The organism is Amycolatopsis sp. CA-128772, from assembly GCF_002904295.1.
Lineage (GTDB): Bacteria > Actinomycetota > Actinomycetes > Mycobacteriales > Pseudonocardiaceae > Amycolatopsis.
Genome location: NZ_PPHG01000025.1, coordinates 176,060 through 195,312, shown reverse-complemented (window position 1 = coordinate 195,312; position 19,253 = coordinate 176,060). Strand labels below are relative to the sequence as shown.

At 73.2% G+C, this 19,253-nt stretch carries 19 protein-coding genes; 11 read left to right on the top strand and 8 right to left on the bottom strand.

The features are described 5' to 3' along the window. The first annotated feature begins 2 nt into the window (after positions 1-2). From C2L59_RS11030 to acpS, 6 genes are read left to right on the top strand one after another with little or no spacing between them, the layout of a single operon-like run. Positions 3-866, top strand: a complete 864-nt coding sequence (locus C2L59_RS11030; protein ID WP_146060310.1) for a hypothetical protein — start codon at positions 3-5, stop codon at positions 864-866. After that, positions 866-1,813 (top strand): 3-oxoacyl-[acyl-carrier-protein] synthase III C-terminal domain-containing protein, encoded by a 948-nt coding sequence (locus C2L59_RS11025; RefSeq protein WP_103349425.1) that lies wholly within the window; start codon positions 866-868, stop codon positions 1,811-1,813. Before C2L59_RS11030 ends, C2L59_RS11025 begins: the two co-directional genes overlap by 1 nt. Next, a complete protein-coding gene (locus tag C2L59_RS11020) occupies positions 1,810-2,418 on the top strand; it encodes an acyl-CoA dehydrogenase family protein (protein ID WP_199199010.1) in 609 nt (202 codons plus the stop codon). The genes C2L59_RS11025 and C2L59_RS11020 overlap by 4 nt, the downstream gene beginning before the upstream one ends. Beyond that, on the top strand, positions 2,415-3,554 hold the full coding sequence (locus C2L59_RS11015) for an acyl-CoA dehydrogenase family protein (protein WP_103349424.1): 1,140 nt from the start codon (positions 2,415-2,417) through the stop codon (positions 3,552-3,554). The genes C2L59_RS11020 and C2L59_RS11015 overlap by 4 nt, the downstream gene beginning before the upstream one ends. Next, positions 3,547-4,296: a hypothetical protein gene (locus C2L59_RS11010; RefSeq protein ID WP_103349423.1), complete on the top strand. Its 750-nt coding sequence runs from the start codon at positions 3,547-3,549 to the stop codon at positions 4,294-4,296. Before C2L59_RS11015 ends, C2L59_RS11010 begins: the two co-directional genes overlap by 8 nt. Beyond that, entirely contained in the window at positions 4,293-4,955 is a 663-nt protein-coding gene (acpS, locus tag C2L59_RS11005; protein ID WP_103349422.1) for a holo-ACP synthase, read from the top strand. Before C2L59_RS11010 ends, acpS begins: the two co-directional genes overlap by 4 nt. A 368-nt stretch (positions 4,956-5,323) precedes the next feature. Here the strand turns inward: acpS and C2L59_RS10995 are convergent, their stop codons facing one another. Continuing rightward, positions 5,324-6,307, bottom strand: a complete 984-nt coding sequence (locus C2L59_RS10995; RefSeq protein WP_103349420.1) for a helix-turn-helix transcriptional regulator — start codon at positions 6,305-6,307, stop codon at positions 5,324-5,326. A 184-nt stretch (positions 6,308-6,491) separates the two neighbouring features. Between C2L59_RS10995 and C2L59_RS10990 the strand changes: the two genes are divergently transcribed. From C2L59_RS10990 to C2L59_RS47870, 5 genes are all read left to right on the top strand, one after another. Beyond that, on the top strand, positions 6,492-6,761 hold the full coding sequence (locus tag C2L59_RS10990; RefSeq protein ID WP_103349419.1) for a phosphopantetheine-binding protein: 270 nt from the start codon (positions 6,492-6,494) through the stop codon (positions 6,759-6,761). Next, entirely contained in the window at positions 6,754-8,286 is a 1,533-nt protein-coding gene (locus C2L59_RS10985) for an acyl-CoA ligase (AMP-forming), exosortase A system-associated (protein ID WP_233223412.1), read from the top strand. Before C2L59_RS10990 ends, C2L59_RS10985 begins: the two co-directional genes overlap by 8 nt. An 88-nt stretch (positions 8,287-8,374) precedes the next feature. Then, entirely contained in the window at positions 8,375-9,214 is an 840-nt protein-coding gene (locus C2L59_RS10980) for an ABC transporter ATP-binding protein (RefSeq protein ID WP_103349418.1), read from the top strand. Beyond that, positions 9,198-9,959 carry an ABC transporter permease gene (locus C2L59_RS10975; protein WP_103349417.1) on the top strand — a complete coding sequence of 254 codons (762 nt, stop codon included), beginning with the start codon at positions 9,198-9,200 and terminating at the stop codon, positions 9,957-9,959. Before C2L59_RS10980 ends, C2L59_RS10975 begins: the two co-directional genes overlap by 17 nt. A 23-nt stretch (positions 9,960-9,982) precedes the next feature. Then, complete coding sequence (locus tag C2L59_RS47870; RefSeq protein WP_199199009.1) at positions 9,983-12,973, top strand: polyketide synthase; 2,991 nt, start codon at positions 9,983-9,985, stop codon at positions 12,971-12,973. Between the two features lie 12 nt (positions 12,974-12,985). On the opposite strand, the gene C2L59_RS10965 is transcribed toward C2L59_RS47870, so the two are convergent. The 7 genes from C2L59_RS10965 to C2L59_RS10935 form a co-directional block, all read right to left on the bottom strand. Further along, entirely contained in the window at positions 12,986-14,344 is a 1,359-nt protein-coding gene (locus tag C2L59_RS10965) for a hypothetical protein (protein ID WP_146060309.1), read from the bottom strand. A gap of 287 nt (positions 14,345-14,631) precedes the next feature. Then, positions 14,632-14,970, bottom strand: a complete 339-nt coding sequence (locus tag C2L59_RS10960) for a hypothetical protein (protein ID WP_146060308.1) — start codon at positions 14,968-14,970, stop codon at positions 14,632-14,634. A 180-nt stretch (positions 14,971-15,150) separates the two neighbouring features. Then, entirely contained in the window at positions 15,151-15,900 is a 750-nt protein-coding gene (locus C2L59_RS10955) for a thioesterase II family protein (protein WP_103349414.1), read from the bottom strand. Then, positions 15,897-16,967: an HAD family hydrolase gene (locus tag C2L59_RS10950; protein ID WP_103349413.1), complete on the bottom strand. Its 1,071-nt coding sequence runs from the start codon at positions 16,965-16,967 to the stop codon at positions 15,897-15,899. The genes C2L59_RS10955 and C2L59_RS10950 overlap by 4 nt, the downstream gene beginning before the upstream one ends. Continuing rightward, positions 16,964-18,103 (bottom strand): acyl-CoA dehydrogenase family protein, encoded by a 1,140-nt coding sequence (locus C2L59_RS10945; RefSeq protein WP_103349412.1) that lies wholly within the window; start codon positions 18,101-18,103, stop codon positions 16,964-16,966. Before C2L59_RS10945 ends, C2L59_RS10950 begins: the two co-directional genes overlap by 4 nt. A 3-nt stretch (positions 18,104-18,106) precedes the next feature. Then, positions 18,107-18,358 carry an acyl carrier protein gene (locus C2L59_RS10940; protein WP_103349411.1) on the bottom strand — a complete coding sequence of 84 codons (252 nt, stop codon included), beginning with the start codon at positions 18,356-18,358 and terminating at the stop codon, positions 18,107-18,109. 28 nt (positions 18,359-18,386) lie between these two features. Further along, positions 18,387-19,229: a 3-hydroxyacyl-CoA dehydrogenase family protein gene (locus C2L59_RS10935; protein ID WP_103349410.1), complete on the bottom strand. Its 843-nt coding sequence runs from the start codon at positions 19,227-19,229 to the stop codon at positions 18,387-18,389. Positions 19,230-19,253 lie beyond the last annotated feature (24 nt).

Sequence of the window (19,253 nt, the reverse complement as noted above, 5' to 3'; positions counted from 1 at the left end):
CCATGTCCCTCCAAACCCTCGCGCCGCCGGGACGGGCCGCGGGACTCCCGCGCCCGGCCGGGGTGCACCTGACCGGCGTCACGCACCGGGTGTTCACCGACCGCGCCAAGCCCGTGTTCGGAATGCGCCCGGAACTGGCGCGGCTCATGGTCGACACCTTCGGCGCCGCGGCCGACCGGGAGGACTTCCTGGCCCGCACCGGCAACGGGTTCATCGAGATGACCGAGGCCCTCCTGGCCGACGTGGGCACCCCGCTGCCGCCGCTGGACGCGGTGGTGCTCGCCTACCACTCGCCCGATCTGTACCACTCCGAGGTCGCCGGCTGCTACCTCGCCGGACGCCTGCCCGGCAACCCGGCCCCGTGCTCGGTCGCCGGACCGGGGCCGGGCGCGGCGTTCACCGCGCTGCGCCTGCTCGACGGCATGTGCCGGCTGGGCGAGGCGTCTTCGGCGGCGTTGCTGGTGTACGACCAGAACGCCGTGCTGTGGGACAGCGGCCACCCGGCCACCCACCGCCCCGACGCGGCGGTGCTGCTGCAGGCCGGCGCCACCGGCGACGTCGCCGTGACGGAGCTGGAGGAGGTGCGGCTCGGCGGGACCGGGCCGCACACGGCGACCCTGGCCCTGGCCGACGTGCTCTACCGGCACCCGGGCGTCCGGGTCCTGGCGGGCGCGGGCCTCGCCCAGCGGCTCGCGGGCACGCCGTACGCGAGCCGCGTCGAGGCGGTGCCGGACCTGTGGTGCACGGGGGTGTGGGCGGGCCTCGCGCGCCTCTGGCCCCTCGGAGAACCGGTGCTGCTGGCCGACTTCGAGCCGGCGGGTGGCACGTTCTGCAGCTGCCTGCTCACGCCGGGGAGGGAGCACTGATGGACACGGGGCTGTCCCGGGTCGCCGTGCGGCTGCCCGGCCGCGTCGAGGCCGTCGACGACGTGCTCGTGCGGTCGGGCGCCAAGCCGCTCGAGCGGCGGATGTTCGGCCGCATCTACGGCCTGCGCGACAGCCCGGTGCTCGCGCCGGGCGAACGGATGGCGGACCACCTGGCCGAGGCCGGGCGGACCGCGCTCGGCGGCGGGCCGGCGAGCCTCGTGCTCTACGGCCACACCCTGCTCATCGCCGAGCTGGACCTGTGCGGGCAGTTCCCGGACCGGCTGCGCGACGCGCTCGGCCTGCCCGGCGTCCCGTTCTTCGGGGTGTCGCACGTGAACTGCACGTCGGTGCTGCGCTCGGTCGAACTGGCCCGGCGCTACCTCGCCCGGCCCGGTGCGGCGCCGGACGACCGGGTGCTCGTGCTCGGCGGCGACCAGGGCAGCGCGAGCGACCGCGGCCGCTACATCCCGGGCACGACCGTCGCGGGCGATATCGCCGCCGCGGTCGTGGTCGGACGGGGGCCCGCCCGCTACCGCTACCTCGGCGGCGCGAGCGCCCGCGACACACGGTTCCACCGCAGCCTGCGGATGACCAAGGAGGAGTTCGCGCTCTTCGGCAAGGTCTGCTGCGAGCAGGCGGTGTCGGTCGTCGGTGCCGCGGCCCGGGCCGCCGGGCTCACGCTGTCCGATGTGGACTGGGTGCTGCCGGACCTGTCCAACCGGATGTTCTGGCGCACCTTCAGCGGCCTGTCCGGGTTCCCGTTCGACCGGATCCCCCTGGAGCTGGTCGCCGAGCGCGGGCACCACTTCGGGGTCGACTCGCTGCTCGCGCTGCAGCACGCCGACGCGGCCGGCCGGCTGCGTCCCGGACAGCGCTGCGCCCTGGTCTCCGTGGGCCAGGGCGCCTACTTCCAGTCGGTGATCGTCGAGGTCGTGGAGGAGAAGTGACCACCAGCCTGCTCGAATGCGAGCGAACCGCACGCAGCGACGGCCTCGCCGCCGGACTCGCGCGCGCCCTGCCCGCCACCCCGGCCGACCGGCTGGCCCCCGGCCGGTACGCGGCCGTGCCCGCCGCCGCCGTGCCCGAAGGCGCCGAGGTGCGCACGCACAGCCTGGCCGACCGGGAGGACATCGTCTTCCTCGCCTGCCCGGGCCGTCCCCGCGAGGAGCGGGACGCCCTCGAGCTGGCCGACTTCGGCCGGCACCTGGCGGCCGTGCGGCTGGGGGTGCTGCGCTCGGTGCTCGACCACGTCGTCGAGCACCTGTCGAACCGCACCTCCGGCGACGAACCGCTGATCCGCAAGCAGCTGATCGCCGGCGCGATCGGCGACGTGATGGCCGCGGTCGAACGGCTGCGCGCCCAGGTGCGCTCGCAGCGGCACCCGGCCGCCGTGGCCGACGTCCACCGAGAACTGGACGAGCTGGGCTGGCGGGTGGCCCAGCACCTCGGCGCCTCGGGCTTCCTGGCCACCTCACCCGCGCGGTCGCTCTACGTCTCGGCCCTGGTGGCCGGCACCTGGGTGGACCGGGAACCGGAAGGAGAACCGGCATGATCGAGCTGAGCGAGCGGGTCCGCGCGGTCCGCGACCTGAGCCGCGAGGCGGCCGTCGACCTGCGGTCGCGGGCCCTGGCCATCGACACCGACCCGGACGCGATGGAGGAGCACTACGGCTCGCCCGTGTTCGAGATGGTCCGGCAGGCCGACACGCCACCGCAGTACCGCGAGTCGCTGCCGTCGACGCCGTTGCTGCGCGCGATGGAACGCGGCTCGTGCCTGGAGAACGTCGCCGGGCTGATCGAGCTGGCCCGCGGTGACGTCGGCGCCATCCTGGCCTGCCCATCACCCGGGCTGGCCGGGGTGTTCGTGGAGCTGCTCGGCACGCCCGAGCAGCAGGAGTGGTTCTTCACCCGGATGCACGGCGGCCGCCGCTGGTCGTTCTTCGCGATGACCGAAGAGAGCCGCGGCAACGACGCGACGGCGATGGAGACCCGCTTCGACCGCGACGGCGAAGGCTGGCGGCTCACCGGCGGCAAGTGCTACGTCGGCAACGCCGCCCGCGGCAGCGTCGGCGTGGTGTTCGGCCGCACCGGCCGCGGCGCGCTGTCGATCCGCGCGGCCCTGGTGGAGGTCCCGGCGCCCGGCTGGCACGGCGAGAAGCTCGACATGATCGGCCTCCGCGGCGCCTACATCAGCCGGCTGTCCTTTTCGGACGTCGCCATCCCGGCCGGGCGCATGCTGGGCGACCACCTGCCGGTGACGCGGCGCGGGATCTTCGCCGCCATCACGACGTTCAACCACATGCGGGTCCGGATCGCCGCGTCCGCGGTGGGGACCGCGCTGGCGATGGTCGAGTACGTGCTGGAGCACCGCAAGAACGCCCCCGGCGGCCAGCTCGCCCTCGCCCGCGCCGAAGCGGGCCGCGAGCTGGTGTACGAAGCGGCGGCCCGGATCGACGGCGACCCCGAGCGCGGCTACCTGTCCAGCGCGGCGAAGCTCGGCGCGGTCGGCCTGGCGGTGGGGACGGCGCACTGGGCGTCGGCCGCGCTCGGCCCGGCCGGCCTGATCGAGCATCCGCTGCTGGAGAAGTGGACGCGGGACGTGCACGCGTTCGAATTCATGGAGGGGACCAGCAACATCCACCGCCTCCACGTGGCGCGCGGGTACCAGGCGGGAGACGCCGATGCCTGACCTGGGGATCGACACGATCGCCTTTGCCGCGGCCCGGCGCGAGGAATACGTGCCGCTGTCGTCGTTGCCCGGCGCCGCCGACCTGGTGCCGCCGGAGCGGCTGGCCGCCGCCGGGATTCCGTTGTCCCGGTTGGTGGTCCGGATCCCGGAGGACGACGACGTCGACGTCGCCGCGCAGGTGCTCGCGGCGCTCGGGCCGCCCGCGGTGCCGCAGCCGCTGTTCTTCGTGCGTTCGGGTCCGCTGCGCGACCCGAACGTGGCCGCACTGGCCGGTTTGGTGCACCGCAGCGGCTGGGAAGGCGAGGACGTCGGCCTGTCGCACCTGGACGAACTCGGCGGCACGGCGGTCTTCGGGCTGCTGGAGTGGGCGGTCGGGACCGAGGCGACGGCGGTCATTTGCGACGAGCCGCTGTTCGCCGACGCGGCGTGCGGCCACCCGCGGTTCGCGGCGGTCGGCGTCCGGCTGCGGCGCGGTTCTTCTCCGTTGGCCGTTTCCGGTTGCGGGGACGGAAAACCCGCGCTGGCGGGCGACCACCGGTTCGCCGGCCGCGGCCCGTGCGACGCGTGGCTGGCGTTCTGCGCGGCGCTGGCCGAAGGGGTGGTCGCCGACGGCGACCGCGTCCTGCTGCACACGCGCGGGCCGTTGCGCGAGGGCTGGCTTTCGCTGCTCGCGCTCGACGTGGCCGCGCTGCGGCTGGTCCCCGCGGCCACGGCGAGCCTGCTCGGGGGGCGGAGTGGATGAGAATCGGCGTGGACCTGATGTCGATCCCGCGGTTCGCGGAGGTCGCGGCGCACCCCCGGTACCGGACGCTGGTCTTCACCCCGGTGGAGCTGGAGCAGGCCGCCCGGATGGGTGCCGAACGGTCCCTGGAACGGCTGGCCGGGCGGTTTTCCGTCAAGGAGGCCACGTGCAAGATGCTGGGCCGTGGTTTCGGCCAGGGCCTCCGCTGGCGTGACATCGAGGTGACCAACGACGACTGGGGAGCGCCGTTGGTGACCCTGGGCGGGGGAGCGGCGGAGATCGCGGAGGAGGCGGGCCTGGAGGAGATCGTGGTGACGCTGAGCCACCAGGCCGACCTGGTGGTCGCGTTCGCGGCGGCGGGCTGCGCCCGCCCGCCTCGCCCGTTCCGCCGCGCGGCCGTGCCTTCGCGTGCCGCGCCGGTCCCGGCCCGGTTCGACGAACTGGCGGCCCTGGCCGCCGACCTGTTCTCGGTTCCCCCCACCGAGGTGGCCACCGCGGCGTCGTTCGCGGGTGATCTGGGGGTCACGTCGGTGGTGGTGATCGAGCTGCTCGCCCGGATCGAAAGCCGGTACGGCATCCGGATCCCGGAGGCCGGCATCTACCGGATGACGGATCTGGACCGCACCTACGGCGTGGTCGCCGAGGCGGCCGGATGGTAGGGCGGGCAGAGAGAAGGGGCCTTCCGCAAGCGGAAGGCCCCTTCTCGTGCGGGCTGTGCGGCGACCGCCGGGCCGGCCCCAAGCGCCCCAATGTGGCGTTCGGTGCGTTCAACGCACCGAACGCCACATTGGGGGCATCTGATGCACCGAACGCCACATTGGGTGCGTTGCATGCAACCAACGCCACATTGGGGCGCTTGGGGGCTCCTGGGGCCGGCGGAGCCGGCGAGCTGGGCGGCCGAGCGGGCAAGCGGAGCGAGCGAGCGGGCGGCGGGCAAGCGGAGCCAGCGAGCTGCGCGGCAGGCAAGGGCAGGCAAGTGCAGGCGAGCGCGGCGGGCGAGCGGTCAAGGGAGCGAGCGGGTGAGTGATCAGGCGAGCGTGAACCGCGAAGCGGCCTGCACCCCGGCCTGGAACCGCGACACCGCGTCGAGGTTCTGCAGCATCGCCGCGATGTGCCGTCGGCAGGTCCGCACCGACATCCCCAGGCGGCGCGCCACGACCTCGTCCGTCAGGCCCTGGGCCATCAGCCGGGCGATGGCCTGCTGCAGGTCGTGGGCGATTTCGCCGCTGTAGCCCTGGTCGTCCGCCGAGAACGGGGTTGCGCCGTCCCACAGCTGGTCGAACAGGCCCAGCAGGAAGCGCACCATGCCCTGGTCGCGGACGCGGCGGGCCGACAGGTCGGCGACGTCCAGCGTCACCGCCAGCGAACGGTCGAAGACCACCGCCGCCTCCGGGACGCGGCTCAGCGTGCGGATCCGGGCGCCGCGGCCGGCCAGCTGCGTCAGGCGGGCCCGGGCCGCGTAGCCCGCGCGGCTGCGGTGGGGGCACACCACCCGGACGCCGACGCCGTCGCCCAGGACCGAGTAGCACGCGTCCAGGAGCTCGTCGACCAGGTCGTCGGCCGCCTCGCCCGGGTGCAGCACCACCAGCTCGTCGCGGCAGACCTCGGCCGCCAGCTTCACCAGGCCGCGGATCTCGGCGACGCCCTCCAGGCGGTCGAGCGCGCCCGCGGCGCCGGCCGGGGCACGCGTGATGCCGTCGATGCGCTCGCGCAGGCGGTCGGCCAGCTCGCGGCGCTCGTACATCGCGCGCTCCAGGGGCGTCACGGCCAGTTCGGCGGCCGCCGACGGTTCGCGGGGGACCAGGCCACCGTCGGCGGGGCGCAGCAGGTGGAGTTCGACGAGCCGGGCGGCGGCCGCCGCCACCGTGTCCGCGGGCAGGCCGAGGTGCGCCGCGGCCGTGTCCACGGACGCGATCCGCCCGCAGCGCGCCGCGTAGCGGTACAGCTCGGCTTCGGGGTCGGGCTCGGGTACGGAAAACGCCCCGGGCGGCGGAAGAGTGGCCGTCGACATGGTGCCTCCAAGGCGGGGTGGGCTGCTCCTTTTCCCACCGTCGCAGCCGGTCTTCTCGGACGGCTCTCACGCCGCTCTCGCCCGGCAGTGGCGGGATGAGAGCGCGGTGATGGCCCGGTGAGTCCGGCCGGTGGTGTCCTCGGGAGGACACGGTTGACCGCCGAAAGCGAAACAGGGTGACGCAATGCCTGACACACTCCCCGTCCCGCCAGGGTTCCTGGAAATCCTGATCGCGCACCTGCCGTACGCGCTCGGGGACCGGATCGCCGCGGACGACGACCTCGCCGCGCTCGGGCTCGACTCGATGGGCGTCGTGCAGCTCGTCACCGACCTGGAGGAGACGTTCGCCTTCGAGCTGCCGGACGAGCTGCTCACCGAGGACACCTTCGCCACCGCGGGCAGCCTGTGGGCCGCCGTCGCGGAGTTCGTCGCCCCGGAGCCCGCCGATGTCTGACGCGGCCGCCCCGGTGCGGCTCGATGCGCTCCTCACCCGCGGCGCGCCCGGCGACCCGGCGCTGACGTACAAGGACCGCACGCTGACCTACGCCGAGCTCGGCGACCAGGTCGCGCGCGTGGCCCAGGGCCTGCACCGGCTCGGCGTCCGCCGCGGCGACCGGGTGGCGGTGTACGCCGAGAAGCGCCTGGAAACCGTCGTCGCGCTGTTCGCCGCCGCGGCCGCCGGGGCGGTGCTGGTGCCGCTGAACCCGCTGTTCAAGGCCCGGCACATCGCGCACGTCGCCACCGACTGCGCCCCGAAGGTCGTGCTCACGACGGCCGAGCGCCTGGCGACCGTCCGCGAGGCGGTCCCCGAGACGACCGCGGTGGTGGTGTTCGGCCGCCCGGAGTGGGACGCGCTGACCGCGGCCGAACCGGAAGCGGTGCCCGGCGCCGTGATCGACCAGGACCCGGCCGCCATCATGTACACCTCGGGCAGCACCGGCGGCCCCAAGGGTGTCGTATTGTCCCACCGCAACCTCCTCGCCGGCGCCGCGAGCGTCGCGGAGTACCTCGGCCACACCCGTGACGACGTCGTGCTCGCCGCGCTGCCCCTGAGCTTCGACGCCGGGTTCAGCCAGCTGACCACCGCGGTTGCCGCCGGCGCGCACGTCGTGCTCGTGAACTACCTGCTGCCCAGGGAGATCGTCCGGCTCTGCGCCCGCCACGGCGTCACGGCGCTGACGTGCGTGCCGCCGCTGTGGCTGCAGCTGGTGACGCAGGACTGGCCCGCCGAGGCGACCGCGCGGCTGCGCTACTTCGCCAACACCGGTGGCCGCATGCCCCGCGCGACGCTGACGCGGCTGCGCGAGATCTTCCCGGCCGCGCAACCGTTCCTGATGTACGGCCTCACGGAGGCATTCCGCTCCACCTACCTCGACCCGGCCGAGGCGGACCGCCGTCCCGGTTCGATCGGGAAGGCGATCCCGAACGCCGAGGTCCTCGTGCTGCGGCCCGACGGCTCGCCCTGCCTGCCCGGCGAGCACGGCGAGCTGGTGCACCGCGGCGCGCTCGTGGCGCTCGGCTACTGGAACGACCCGGAACGCACGGCGGAGCGCTTCCGCCCGGTGCCGGGCCCGGACGGCCTGGTGCGCCCGGAGATCGCCGTGTGGTCGGGCGACACCGTCTACCGCGACGAGGACGGGTTCCTCTACTTCGTCGGCCGGTCCGACGAGATGATCAAGACGTCGGGCTACCGCGTCAGCCCCGCCGAGGTCGAAGAGGCCGCCTACGCGACGGGCCTGGTGGGGGAGGCGGCCGCGTTCGGCGTGCCGGATCCCGTGCTGGGGCAGCGGATCGTGCTGGCGGTCGCGCCGGAGTGCGACGCCGAGACGGTTTCCCGGGCGCTGGCCAAGGAGCTGCCCGCGTACATGCTGCCGCGGCGGGTCGAGGTGCTGCCGAAGCTGCCCCGGTCGGTCAACGGCAAGTTCGACCGCGTCGCGCTGCGCGAGGCGCTGACCGCGGTGCCCGCCGGCACCGAATGACGGCAGTTTCCTGCCACCGCGGGAGCTCACCGCACACCGAGTCCTCATGCGACAGTCCAAGAGCCGTGAATCGCAAGGAGCGATCCCTATGTTGCAAGCAATCGACCTCCGGAAACGCTATGACGAAGTGCAGGCCCTCGACGGCTTCAGCCTCGAGGTCGCCGCGGGTGAGATCGTCGGGCTGGTCGGCCACAACGGTGCCGGCAAGACCACCTTCGTCGAGATGGTGTCCGGGCTGCTGCGCCCGGACAGCGGAACCGTGCTCGTCGACGGCGAGTCGCCGACGCGCGCCCGCGGCCGCATCGGCATCTCGCCGCAGCACATCGCGCTCTACCGCCCGCTGACCGTGCGCGAGCACCTGGAGCTGTACGGCCGCCTGGCCGGCCTGCGCCGGGCCGCGCTGCGTTCGGCCATCGACGACCTCACGGCCGCGCTGCGGCTGGAGACCTTCCTGAACCGCACCTGCGGCCTGCTTTCGGGCGGCCAGCAGCGGCGGGCGCAGGCCGCGACGGCGCTGGTGCACCGGCCGGCGCTGCTGCTGCTCGACGAGCCGACCGCCGGTGCCGACCCCGAGACCCGTCAGGCGCTGCTGGACGTGGTCAAGCAACGAGCAGGCGAGGGAGCCGCAGTGGTCTACACCACCCACTACCTGACCGAACTGACCGACCTGCAGGCCACCATCGCGGTGGCCGCCGAAGGCCGGGTGATCGCGCGCGGCGGCGCGGACGAGCTGCTGTCGGGCCTGCCCGGCGAGGTCCGCGTGCGCACCGCCGGCGAGCAGCTGACCGTCTCGACCACCGACCCGACCGGCACGCTCCTGGAGCTGCTGCCGACGGTCGAGCGGCCGGTCGAGTCCGTCGAGCTGCGCAACCCCAGCCTGGACGACCTCTACCACTCCCTGGCGGTGACCGATGTCGACGCGCACTGACTCCCTCTACCGGGCCGGCGCCCTGGTCCGGTACAACGCGACCCTGCGCCTGCGCGACCCGTCGCAGCTGATCAGCTACCTGATCACGCCGATGATCTTCATGGTGCTGTTCCAGCCGCTGTACGTGAAGGCGCTGGGCACCGGCGCGGTCGAGGCCGTCACCGGGCAGCTGGTGATGTTCTCGGTGTTCGCCATGGCGATCGTGGGCAACGCGATCTTCGTCGAACGCGAGTGGCGCACCTGGGACCGGCTGCGCGCCAGCCGCGCCGCCCGCGCGGAACTGCTGATCGGCAAGGCACTCCCGGTGTTCGTGGTGCTGCTGATCCAGCAGGGCGTGCTGATCATCTACGGCTGGCTCGTCGTCGGCATGCCGTTCCCGGTGTCGCCCGGCCTGGTGTTCGGCGCGATGTGCCTGTGGGGCTTCATGCTGCTGTCCATGGGCGCCGCACTGTCCACTGTGGTCCGCAGCCGCGGCGACCTGATCGTCGCCGTCGACCTCGGCGCGATCACCATCAGCTCGCTCGGCGGCTCGCTGCTGCCGGTGTCGCTGATGCCGTCGTGGGCCCAGGCGATCGCGCCGTTCTCCCCGGGCTACTGGGGGCTGTCGCTGATCCGCTCGGCCATGGCGGGCAACGCCGAGGCGATGCTGCGCCCGGGGCTGATCGTGCTCGGGATCGGCGTGGCCACCGGCGCGTTCGCCACCTACCGGCTGGCCCACGGCTGGGGCCGCAGCCACCTGCTCTGAACCTCCCGGAGAAAGGACCTGCCGTGACCGAACCGGCACCCGAATCGGCCGTGGCGCTCGTCGGGATGGCGGGGCGGTTCCCCGGCGCCGCCGACGTCGAGCAGCTGCGCCGCAACCTCGCGGCCGGGATCCCCGGCCTGCGGGAGCTGACCGACGAAGAGCTCGCCGCCGCGGGCGTGGACCCGGCCACCCCGGGCCACGTCCGCATCGGGGGGCCGGTGGCCGGCGGCGTCGAGATGTTCGACGCCGCCGCCTTCGGGCTGAGCGCGCGTGAAGCGGAGACCCTGGAGCCGCACCACCGGCTGCTGCTCGAATGTTCGTGGGAGGCCTTGGAACGGGCCGGCTACCGGCCGACCGATCCCGGCCTGCCCGTCGGGCTGTTCGCCGGCTGCGCGTTCCCGGACTACCTGACCCACCACCTCGCCGGCCTCGGGGCCGAGCCGGGCGGCAAGCCCCTGCTTTCGGCGGGCGTGGAGCGCGACTCGCTGACGTCGCTCGTGTCGTACAAGCTGGGCCTGCGCGGCCCGGCGATCACCGTGCAGACGTACTGTTCGACGTCGCTGGTCGCGGTGCACCTGGCGTGCCAGAGCCTGCTGACCTACGAGTGCGACCTGGCCCTCGCGGGCGGCGCCGCCCTGCCGCTGCCGCAGACCGGCGGCCACGTGTTCGAAGACGGCAGCATCCTGTCGCCCGACGGCCGGGTCCGGGCGCTCGACGCCGCCGCGAACGGCACGGTGATGGGCTCGGGTGCGGCCGTCGTCGCCCTGAAACGCCTGGAGGACGCCCTCGCCGACGGCGACGTCGTGCACGCGGTGATCCTCGGCTCGGCGGTCAACAACGACGGCCGCGACCGCGCCGGCTACCCCGCTCCCGGCGTCGCCGGGCAGGCTGCGGTGGTCGACACCGCGCTCGCCGTGGCCGGCGTCAAGCCCGAGACGGTGGGGTACGTCGAGTGCCACGCCGTCGGCACGCCGCTGGGCGACTCGATCGAGCTGGCCGCGCTGAACCGGGTCTTCGGGCCCGGCCGCGCGGCGCCGTGCGTGCTCAGCTCGGTCAAGCCCAGCATCGGGCACCTGGACCGCGCTTCCGGCGTCACGTCGCTCATCCGGGCGGCGCTGAACCTGCGTGACGGCGTCCTGCCGGGGACCGCCGGGTTCCGCACGCCGAACCCCGCCCTCGGGGACCGGTTCACCGTGCTGCCCGCCGACGTGCCCTGGCCCGCGGACGGAACGCCACGCCGGGCGGGGGTCAGCTCGTTCGGCGTCGGCGGGACGAACGCGCACGTCGTCCTCGAGCAGCCGCCGGCCCGGGCAGTCCGGGGTTCGGACGGCCCGCACCTGCTCACGTTGTCCGCCGGGGACACCGGTGCGCTCGACGAGGTGACCTCGCGGCTGCGTGCGCACCTGGCTTCGCACCCGTCCCTCGACCTCGGTGACGTGGCTTTCACGCTGCAGGTCTCGCGCGGCCACTTCGCGCTGCGGCGGGCCGTCGTGGTCCGGGATCTGCCCGACGCCGTGGCGGCGCTGGCCGACCCGGGCCGGTGGATCGACGGCGAGACCCGCCGCCGTGACCCGCGGTTCCGCCTGGTCGCGGGCAGCGGCTCGGAGTGGGCCGGGACGGCCTCGGCCGCGCACCGCCTGCTGGCCGGGGCCGAGAGCCCCGCGCCCGCCCCCACCCGTGCCGGAGCGCTGTCGGCGTTGACGGCGGGGCTGACCCGGCTGGGGATCCGGCTGGACGAGAGCGCCACCGAGACCCTCGTCGTCGAGAGCGGCTCGGATTCTTCGTGGGTCCTTTCCGCCTTGGCCCGGTTGTGGCTGGCGGGCTGCACTGTCGATTGGGCCGCCCTGCACCGCGGCGAGGGCCGGCGGGTGGAGCTGCCGCCGTACCCGTTCCAGCGCCGGCGGTTCTGGGTGGAACCGGCGCCGAGCCCGGCGGCGCACGTGCCGACGTGGCGGCTCGACCCGCAGCCTTCGGCCGGTCTCGAGCGCCGGGTACGGGCGGCGGGGCCGTGGCTGGTGTTCGCGGCCGACCCGATCGGCGAGGCGCTGGCCTCCCGCATCACCCTGGCGGGCGGCGAGGTGACCACGGTGCGGCCGGGGCCCGGCTTCGCGTTCCTGGACACCGGCGACTTCGTCGTCGGGCCCGGCGACCTGCCCGCGCTGTTGCGGGCGCTGGTCGTGGTGCCGCGAACGGTCGTGCACGGCTTCGCGCTGGGCGGCTCGCCCGGGGACGTCTCGGAGGCAGCCGGGTTGTGGCCCGGGATGGTCACGCTGACGTCCGGCGCGGTGGGGGTGCTGGGGCCCGACTTGACCACGCCGTCGCACGCGGGGCTGACGGCGCTGACCGCGCGGCACGTGGACGTGGGCGCGGACGCGGCGGTGGACCAGATCCTGGCGGCGATCCTGCACCCCGAGACCACGTTGGCGGTGCGCGGCGACCAGTCGTGGCGGCTGCACCACGAGCCGTGGTCGCCGGCGGGACAGGCGGACGCCGAGGTGCACCACGAGGTGCCGGACCTCGCCGGGCGGCGCGGGATCCTCGTCGTCCGGCCGGACGCGGCCGGTCGCGTACTCGCCGCCCAGGCCCGAGTCGCCCGGCTCGCGGGCCGCGGCCGGTGGACGACGGTGGTTTCGGCGGCGGACCCCTCGCCGTCGGTGCTGGCCGCGGTGGCGGCGGCGGACCACCTGACGGAGGTCGTGCTCGCCGGGGTCCCCCTGGTCCGACCGGTGCCGGTCGCCGAGTCCGTCGAGCCTTCGGTTTCGGTCCGGCCGCGGCCGGCGCTGGGGACGCCGTTCGTGGAGCCGGAGCCGGGCCTCGAGCAGGAGGTGGCCGCCCGCTGGGCCACGGCCCTGGGCTACCCGGAGATCGGCGCGGACGACAACTTCTTCGAACTGGGCGGCCGTTCCGCGGGCGCGGTCCGCATCGCCGCCCACTGGAACCTCCCGGCGACGGCGGTGGTGGAGCTGCCGACGGTCCGCCTGCTCGCCGCCCGGATCGCCGAAGGGGGCGCCTGAGCTCGCCTCGCTTCACGTCCGTGCGCTTTGCCTGAAGCACGGGGAAAGGGAAAGCCACCACCTCGCCGAGGCCCGGATCCGCGCCGGGAGGTCCGGCGTGGCCGGGACCTGGCTCAGAACGCTGTCGGCGCCGGCCATGCCCATCGCGTAGATCAGCCGGTCGAGGACCGAGATCTCCGATTCCCCCGCGGTCGCGTGGTAGCGCAGGCGAGTGGCGGACAACGCGGTGGCCCAGAAGGAGTTGTGACTCGTCCCGCCGATGTGGCCGAGGGCCGACGCGGCGGTGTCCCGGATGGCCACCGGGAGGGTCTGGTCCAGCACGAGCAGCTCGATGTCACGACGCTCGGCCGGACCGCCGATCACCCGCAGCGCCTCGACCAGGGGAACGGCCCGGTCCTTGTCGTGCCGACGGCGGCGCAGGGCGGCACCCAGTTCACGCGCCACCGGGACCCGGTAGGGCGTGCTGTAGATCATGAACTGGGCGTAGAGGCGCTGGTCGAAGACGTCGGCGAAGACGGATTCCCGAACCAGCTCCCGCAGGACGGCGTCGTCCCAGGCCTCGGTGGTCGCCGCCGCCACCGCGGCCGTGATCTCGTCGGCCACCGACCACGCCGGGGACCTGGTCGAGACCAGGTCCCAGATCCGTGCGGGGACACGCTGTCGCAAGCCCAGGGGCAGCTGTCTCAGGATGGCCCCGGCCAATGCCGCGGTGCCGGCGGTGACCGGCCCGCCCAGCAGGTCGGTGAGGAGATCGGAGATGACGACCAGCTGCCCGCTCCGGAAGTGGCCCTGGCCGACCTTGCGGAAGCAGGCCAGCAGCGCGCCGGCGAACGTCCGGTCGGTCAGCGGCGAATTCAGGTGATCGACCACGAGGCCGGCGGCCGCGGGGGCCGCGGTCGAATCGAAGACCGACACCGTGCCGACCATGCTCTGCGCGCCCCGGTCGGCGGACGCGGAGGCCGCGGCCGCGATGGCCGCGGCGCCACCGACCGGGTGCGCCATCAGCCGCTGGTAGGCCTCGGCGCGGTGCATCCACTTCACCCCGTCGGAAACCGCCATTTCGATCAGTAGCCGTTCCGACAACGTTTCCCAGGTGCGTTGCGGGCTGAGGATTGCGTACGGAGTCCGGCAAAGCAGCGCTGTCAGTTCGTTCCATTCCGGCCCGCTGACGTTCCCGCCCGTCACGGCCAGGTCGATCAACGTGTCCAGTCGTCGCGCCGCGCGGTCGTCGGCGATCTCGCACCGGGCGAGCCGCGGTGCCGCCTCCGCCGTTCCGCGGTAGTACCGGGCCACGGTGTCGGTGATCGCGACCAGGGATTCGTCTCGAAGCCCGAGGACGGTTTCGTAGCCGCGAACAGCAGCGTGGGGCACCAGCGAGGTGCTGTTCTCCCACCGTGACAAAGTGCTGATCGACGGGGGTGCACCGGGGAAGATATCCGCCCACCTCTCGGCAAATCGCCGTAATCCGCGCAATTCCGGTTCCGGCGCGTGAATGCGATTGGCGCGCAGCAGCCAGCCGATCCGCTGGGCAAGGCGGAGTGCGTCGGCGGATCTTCGCGGTGGTGTCACGCTTTTCTGACTACCCTTGTCGGCTCGGTGGCGGAAGCCGCCATTGGAGTCGGTCCCGCGCGGCGGGTGGCGGCGCGCGGGACCGCTTCTCATGCCTGCGTGTTCAGGATGATGTTGGTGACGTGGGAAGCGCTCGGGCAGGTGGCGTAGATGCTTCCGGGGCCGTTCCCGTAGGCCGTGTTGGCGCCCCAGTAGTAGCACTGCACGGTCAGGCTCCAGCTGCCGCTGCCGGACGTGCACGTGCCCCACGCCATGTTGGCGTTCACGTATCCCTTGCTGCAGCCGCTGACCTGTGCCGAAGCCGGTGCGGCCGGCAGGACCAGTGGCGCGGCCACGGCCCCGGCGGCGACCGCGGCGGCGGTGAGCCAGCGTCGCGTCTTCCCGGGCTTGGCGGCCCTTTCGGTCCGATCGTGGGTGTGCATCGGCATTTTTCCTCCCTGGACGGATCGCGCCGAACGTGGTTCGGCAGGCTGATCCGAATCTAGGAGGCTGATCCGGTGCGAAATTGCGCTGTTCCGCGGGAATTCCCGGATGGAACACCGCCGCGCACGGGTGATGGGTCCGCCGCCAGGGGTATTGGCGGCGGGCCCACCACGTTCGAGGGGCCGCTACGTCCAGGGGCGCAGGGCCGCGGCCAGGTGGGCCAGCGTGACGTCTTCCTGCTCCAGCACCGCGAAGTGCCCGCCCTCCAGCACCTGCCCGCGGAACGGGCGGACCGTCTGCTCGCGCCACGCCAGGACCGACTCCGTGCTCGCGCGGACGTCGGCCGTGCTGGCCAGGGCCGTCACCGGGACATCCAGGGGTGGGCCGGCCACGTAGCCGTACGTGTTCTTCACCGTCAGGTCCGCCCGGATCGGTGGCAGGATCAGGCGCAGCACGCGCGGGTCGTTCAGGAACACCTCCGGCGTCCCACCCAGCTTGCGCAGCAGCGATACGATCTCCGCGTCGCCCATGTCCGCCACGATCGGGTCGTCCGGCGTGAGCCACTGCGGGGCCGGGCAGCCCGACACCACCAGGTGCACCGGCAGGGGCGCGCCGCGGCGGGTGATCTCCCGCACCAGCTCGAACCCGACCAGCGCCCCCAGGCTGTGGCCGTACACCGCGTACGGTGCGCCGTCGGAAGACAGCACGAAGTCCGCCAGGTCCGCGACCAGCGCGGCCATCGCCGTGTGCGGGATGTCGCGCTGGCGGGTTTCGCGGCCCGGCGGCTGCAGCGGGCACACCGTCACCCCGGGCAGGCGGCCGATCCACGAGCGGAACGCCGATGCCGAACCGCCCGCGTGCGGCAGGCAGTACAGCCGCACGTTGCCCGCGGTCACCGGGAACGGCAGCCAGCGGCTCGCCACGGCCGTCGTCACGACTCCACCTCGAGCGTCACGTAGCCCGGCGGCTCCTGGATCTCGGACAGGTCCGCGGCGAGCACCACCTGCGCACCCTCCCGCGAGACCTCGCGGAACCCGCTGAACGCGTACGTGATCTGCATCATCCGGTTGCGGCCGGTCTCGACGAAGTCCGCGCGCAGCCCCGCACCCGCCGCGCGGGCCAGGCCCATCACGTGGCCCAGCAGCACCGTGCCGACCCCGCGGGACATCACGCGGCACGACATCAGCATCATGTTCAGCCGCCAGTCCGGCGCGCCCTTCTCCAGCAGCGCCAAACCGATCTTGCCGTACGAGCCGAACTTGTCGGTCAGCGACGCGACGAGCAGCACGTGGTCCGGCGACGAACGCAACGCGTCGAGCTCGTCGTAGGAGTATGTCCGCCCGGTCGAGTTCAGCTGGTTGGTGCGGACCGTCAGCTCCTCCGCCCGCTGCAGGTCCTCCCGCCGGGCCGGCGCGATGGTGAACCGCAGGTCCAAGCTCGCCAGGAAGTCCTCGCCGGTACCGGAGAACTCCGCCTCGATGTCGTCGCGGGCGAGCTGGCTGAGGTACATCCCGCGCCGCTGGGCCGACTCGTCGGTGACGAACCGCGGCGCGAACTCCGGCCGCCGCAGCACCTCGTCGGCGTCGAGGATGTCCACTGTGGTCACGGCCGGTAGCGCGAAGGCGACTTCGGCCCGCTCGAACTCCTGGTCGTCGACGAACGCGAACGCGTCGAGGCCCAGGTTGAGCTTCTGCGCGATCTGGCCGATGGACACCGACTTCGCGTTCCACGAGATGCGCGGGAACAGGAAGTACTCGTCCAGGCCGAACTCGCGCAGCTTGGCCATCGCGGCCTCGTGGTCGTTCTTGCTGGCCACCGAGTGCAGCACGCCCATCGCGTCGAGCCGCTTGACGTGCTCGACCACCCACGGCCGCAGCCGGACGTCGCCGTCTTCGAGGAGGACCCCGTCCCAGACGGTGTTGTCGAGGTCCCACACCACGCACTTGATCTTGCCCTGGACCGGCTTCAGCGCAGCGGCCGGCGGGGAGAGGAGACTGGTCACGGTACCTGCTTCCGGTAGGCCTCGGCGGCGATGGTCATCCGCTGGATCTCGGTGCTGCCCTCGATGATCTCCATGACCTTCGAGTCCCGGTAGAACCGGGCCACGGGGTAGTCCCCGCTGCAGCCGTTGGCGCCGTGCACCTGCACGGCCTCGGACGCGTGGCGGGCGGCCGCGACCGACGCGAAGTACTTCGCCACCCAGGTCGCCATGATCGTGGCCGAGTCGCCGCGGTCCTTGAGGCGGCCGGCCTCGGCCAGCAGCAGCCGGGCCGCGCGGACGTCGGTGACCATGTCCGACAGCTTCGCCTGGATCAGCGGCAGGTCCTTCAACGGCGTGCCGCCGACCGTGCGCCGGGTCGTGTAGTCCGCGCACGCGTCGGCGCACGCCTGGATGATGCCCACCGACCCGGCCGCGACGCTGTAGCGGCCGAGGTCGAGGGTGCCGGTGAGGACCATGCCGGAGGCGAACCCGCTCGGCCCGAGCAGCGCGTCCGGGCCCAGCCGGACGCCGTCGAAGCCGACCGACGCCAGCATCGACGAGCGCGTCCCGAGGATGTCGTCGATCGGGGTGACCGTGACGCCGGGCGTGTCGCGCGGCACGAGCAGCGCGATCGTGCTGGCCGGCCCCTTCGCGAAAACCAGGAACAGGTCGGCACGCTGCCCGTTGGTGGTCCACTTCTTGAGGCCGTCGAGCCGCCAGCCGTCGCCGTCCGGGGTAGCGGTCGTGGTGATCGCGGCCGTGTCGCTGCCCGCGCCCGGCTCCGACAGGCAGAACGCGCCCAGGACGCGTCCGCTCGCCAGCTCCGGGCCCCAGCGGTGCTGCTGCGCCTCGGTGCCGAAGCGCAGCAACGCCCAGGAAAGCATGGTGTGCACGGTCAGCAGGCTGCGGACCGACGAGCAGCCGCGGCCGACCTCCTCGTGGATTTCCCCGAGGGCGACCATGTCGAGGCCGAAGCCGCCGAGCGCGGGCGGCAGGAACGGTGCCCACAGCCCGGCTTCGGCGATCTTGTCCAGGACGTCCTCGGGGATCCGCCCGGCCTTGTCCCACGCGTCGGCGAAGGGGACGATGTGCTCGTCCACGAAGGCCCGCGCGGCCACGCGGCCGGGCGCGCGGACCGCGGTGAGTACCTCCGTCACGGCTCAGCCCACCGTCGCGGCCGGGCGCAGGCGGCCGACCAGCTCGGTCATCGCCGACGCGGTGCGGAAGTTGTCGATCCGCAGCTCGTCGTTGGGGATGGTGACGCCGAACGCCTTCTCCAGGTGCATCACCAGCTCCATGGCGAACAGGGAGTTGATGTAGCCGAGCGAGAAGATGTCCTCGGTCGCGGTGATCTCGGCCTGCGGGAAGCGGCCGGTGATGAAGGCGAGGATGTCGCCGGTGGTCTCGGACATGGTGCTTTCTCCTTCTGGGTGACGGGGTTCAGCTGTAGGTGTAGAAGCCGCGGCCGGTCTTGCGGCCGTGCAGGCCGGCGTCGGTCATCTGCTTGAGCAGCGGGCAGGGGCGGTACTTCGAGTCGGCGTAGTGCTCGTAGAGGACCTCGACGCTGTAGAGGATCGTGTCGACACCGATCAGGTCGGCGGTCTGCAGCGGGCCCATCGGGTGGCCGAAGCAGCCGCGGAACACCTCGTCGACCGACTCGGCGGTGGCGACGCCCTCGTGCACCAGGTAGGCGGCCTCGTTGACGGTCAGCATGAGCACGCGGTTGGACACGAACCCCGACGCGTCCTTCACGTCGACCCAGCGCTTGCCGATGCTGGTCAGGAGCTCGCGGGTGCGCAGGATGGTTTCCGGCGTGGTGTGGAAGCCGGGGATCAGCTCGACGACCGGCTTCTGCGGCACCGGGTTCATGAAGTGCACGCCGATGACGCGGCCCGGGTTCTTGCCGACCGACGCGATGCGCGTGATCGGCACGGCCGAGGTGTTGGCGATGATCACCGTGTCCGGGCTGCACACCTCGTCGAGCTCGGCGTGCACCGCGGCCTTGACGGCCCAGTCCTCGGTGACGTTCTCGACCAGGATCTCGGTCTTGTCCAGCGCGGCCAGGCCGACCGCGGTGGTGATCCGGGCGAGGATCTCGTCCGCGTCGAGCGAGGGGCCGCCCATCAGCCGGCTGAGCCGGCAGTTGCGCGTGATCTCGGCCCGCGCCTGCTCGAGGATCCGCTCGTCCTTGTCGACCAGCACGACCTCGTGCCCGGCGGCGGCGAAGTCCTGGGCGACGCCGATGCCCATGACGCCGGCGCCCACCACTCCCGTGACTGCCATGTCTGTCCCTTTCTGCTGTGCGGA

Excerpts from the sequence above, each read along its gene's own strand:
- C2L59_RS10935 (WP_103349410.1), bottom strand. The coding sequence starts at position 19,229 with ATGGCAGTCACGGGAGTGGTGGGCGCCGGCGTCATGGGCATCGGCGTC.
- C2L59_RS10995 (WP_103349420.1), bottom strand. The coding sequence starts at position 6,307 with ATGTCGACGGCCACTCTTCCGCCGCCCGGGGCGTTTTCCGTACCCGAG.
- C2L59_RS10940 (WP_103349411.1), bottom strand. The coding sequence starts at position 18,358 with ATGTCCGAGACCACCGGCGACATCCTCGCCTTCATCACCGGCCGCTTC.
- C2L59_RS10980 (WP_103349418.1), top strand. The coding sequence starts at position 8,375 with ATGTTGCAAGCAATCGACCTCCGGAAACGCTATGACGAAGTGCAGGCC.
- C2L59_RS11030 (WP_146060310.1), top strand. The coding sequence starts at position 3 with ATGTCCCTCCAAACCCTCGCGCCGCCGGGACGGGCCGCGGGACTCCCG.
- C2L59_RS11015 (WP_103349424.1), top strand. The coding sequence starts at position 2,415 with ATGATCGAGCTGAGCGAGCGGGTCCGCGCGGTCCGCGACCTGAGCCGC.
- C2L59_RS10985 (WP_233223412.1), top strand. The coding sequence starts at position 6,754 with ATGTCTGACGCGGCCGCCCCGGTGCGGCTCGATGCGCTCCTCACCCGC.
- C2L59_RS10975 (WP_103349417.1), top strand. The coding sequence starts at position 9,198 with ATGTCGACGCGCACTGACTCCCTCTACCGGGCCGGCGCCCTGGTCCGG.
- C2L59_RS10960 (WP_146060308.1), bottom strand. The coding sequence starts at position 14,970 with ATGCCGATGCACACCCACGATCGGACCGAAAGGGCCGCCAAGCCCGGG.
- C2L59_RS10990 (WP_103349419.1), top strand. The coding sequence starts at position 6,492 with ATGCCTGACACACTCCCCGTCCCGCCAGGGTTCCTGGAAATCCTGATC.
- acpS (WP_103349422.1), top strand. The coding sequence starts at position 4,293 with ATGAGAATCGGCGTGGACCTGATGTCGATCCCGCGGTTCGCGGAGGTC.
- C2L59_RS11010 (WP_103349423.1), top strand. The coding sequence starts at position 3,547 with ATGCCTGACCTGGGGATCGACACGATCGCCTTTGCCGCGGCCCGGCGC.
- C2L59_RS11025 (WP_103349425.1), top strand. The coding sequence starts at position 866 with ATGGACACGGGGCTGTCCCGGGTCGCCGTGCGGCTGCCCGGCCGCGTC.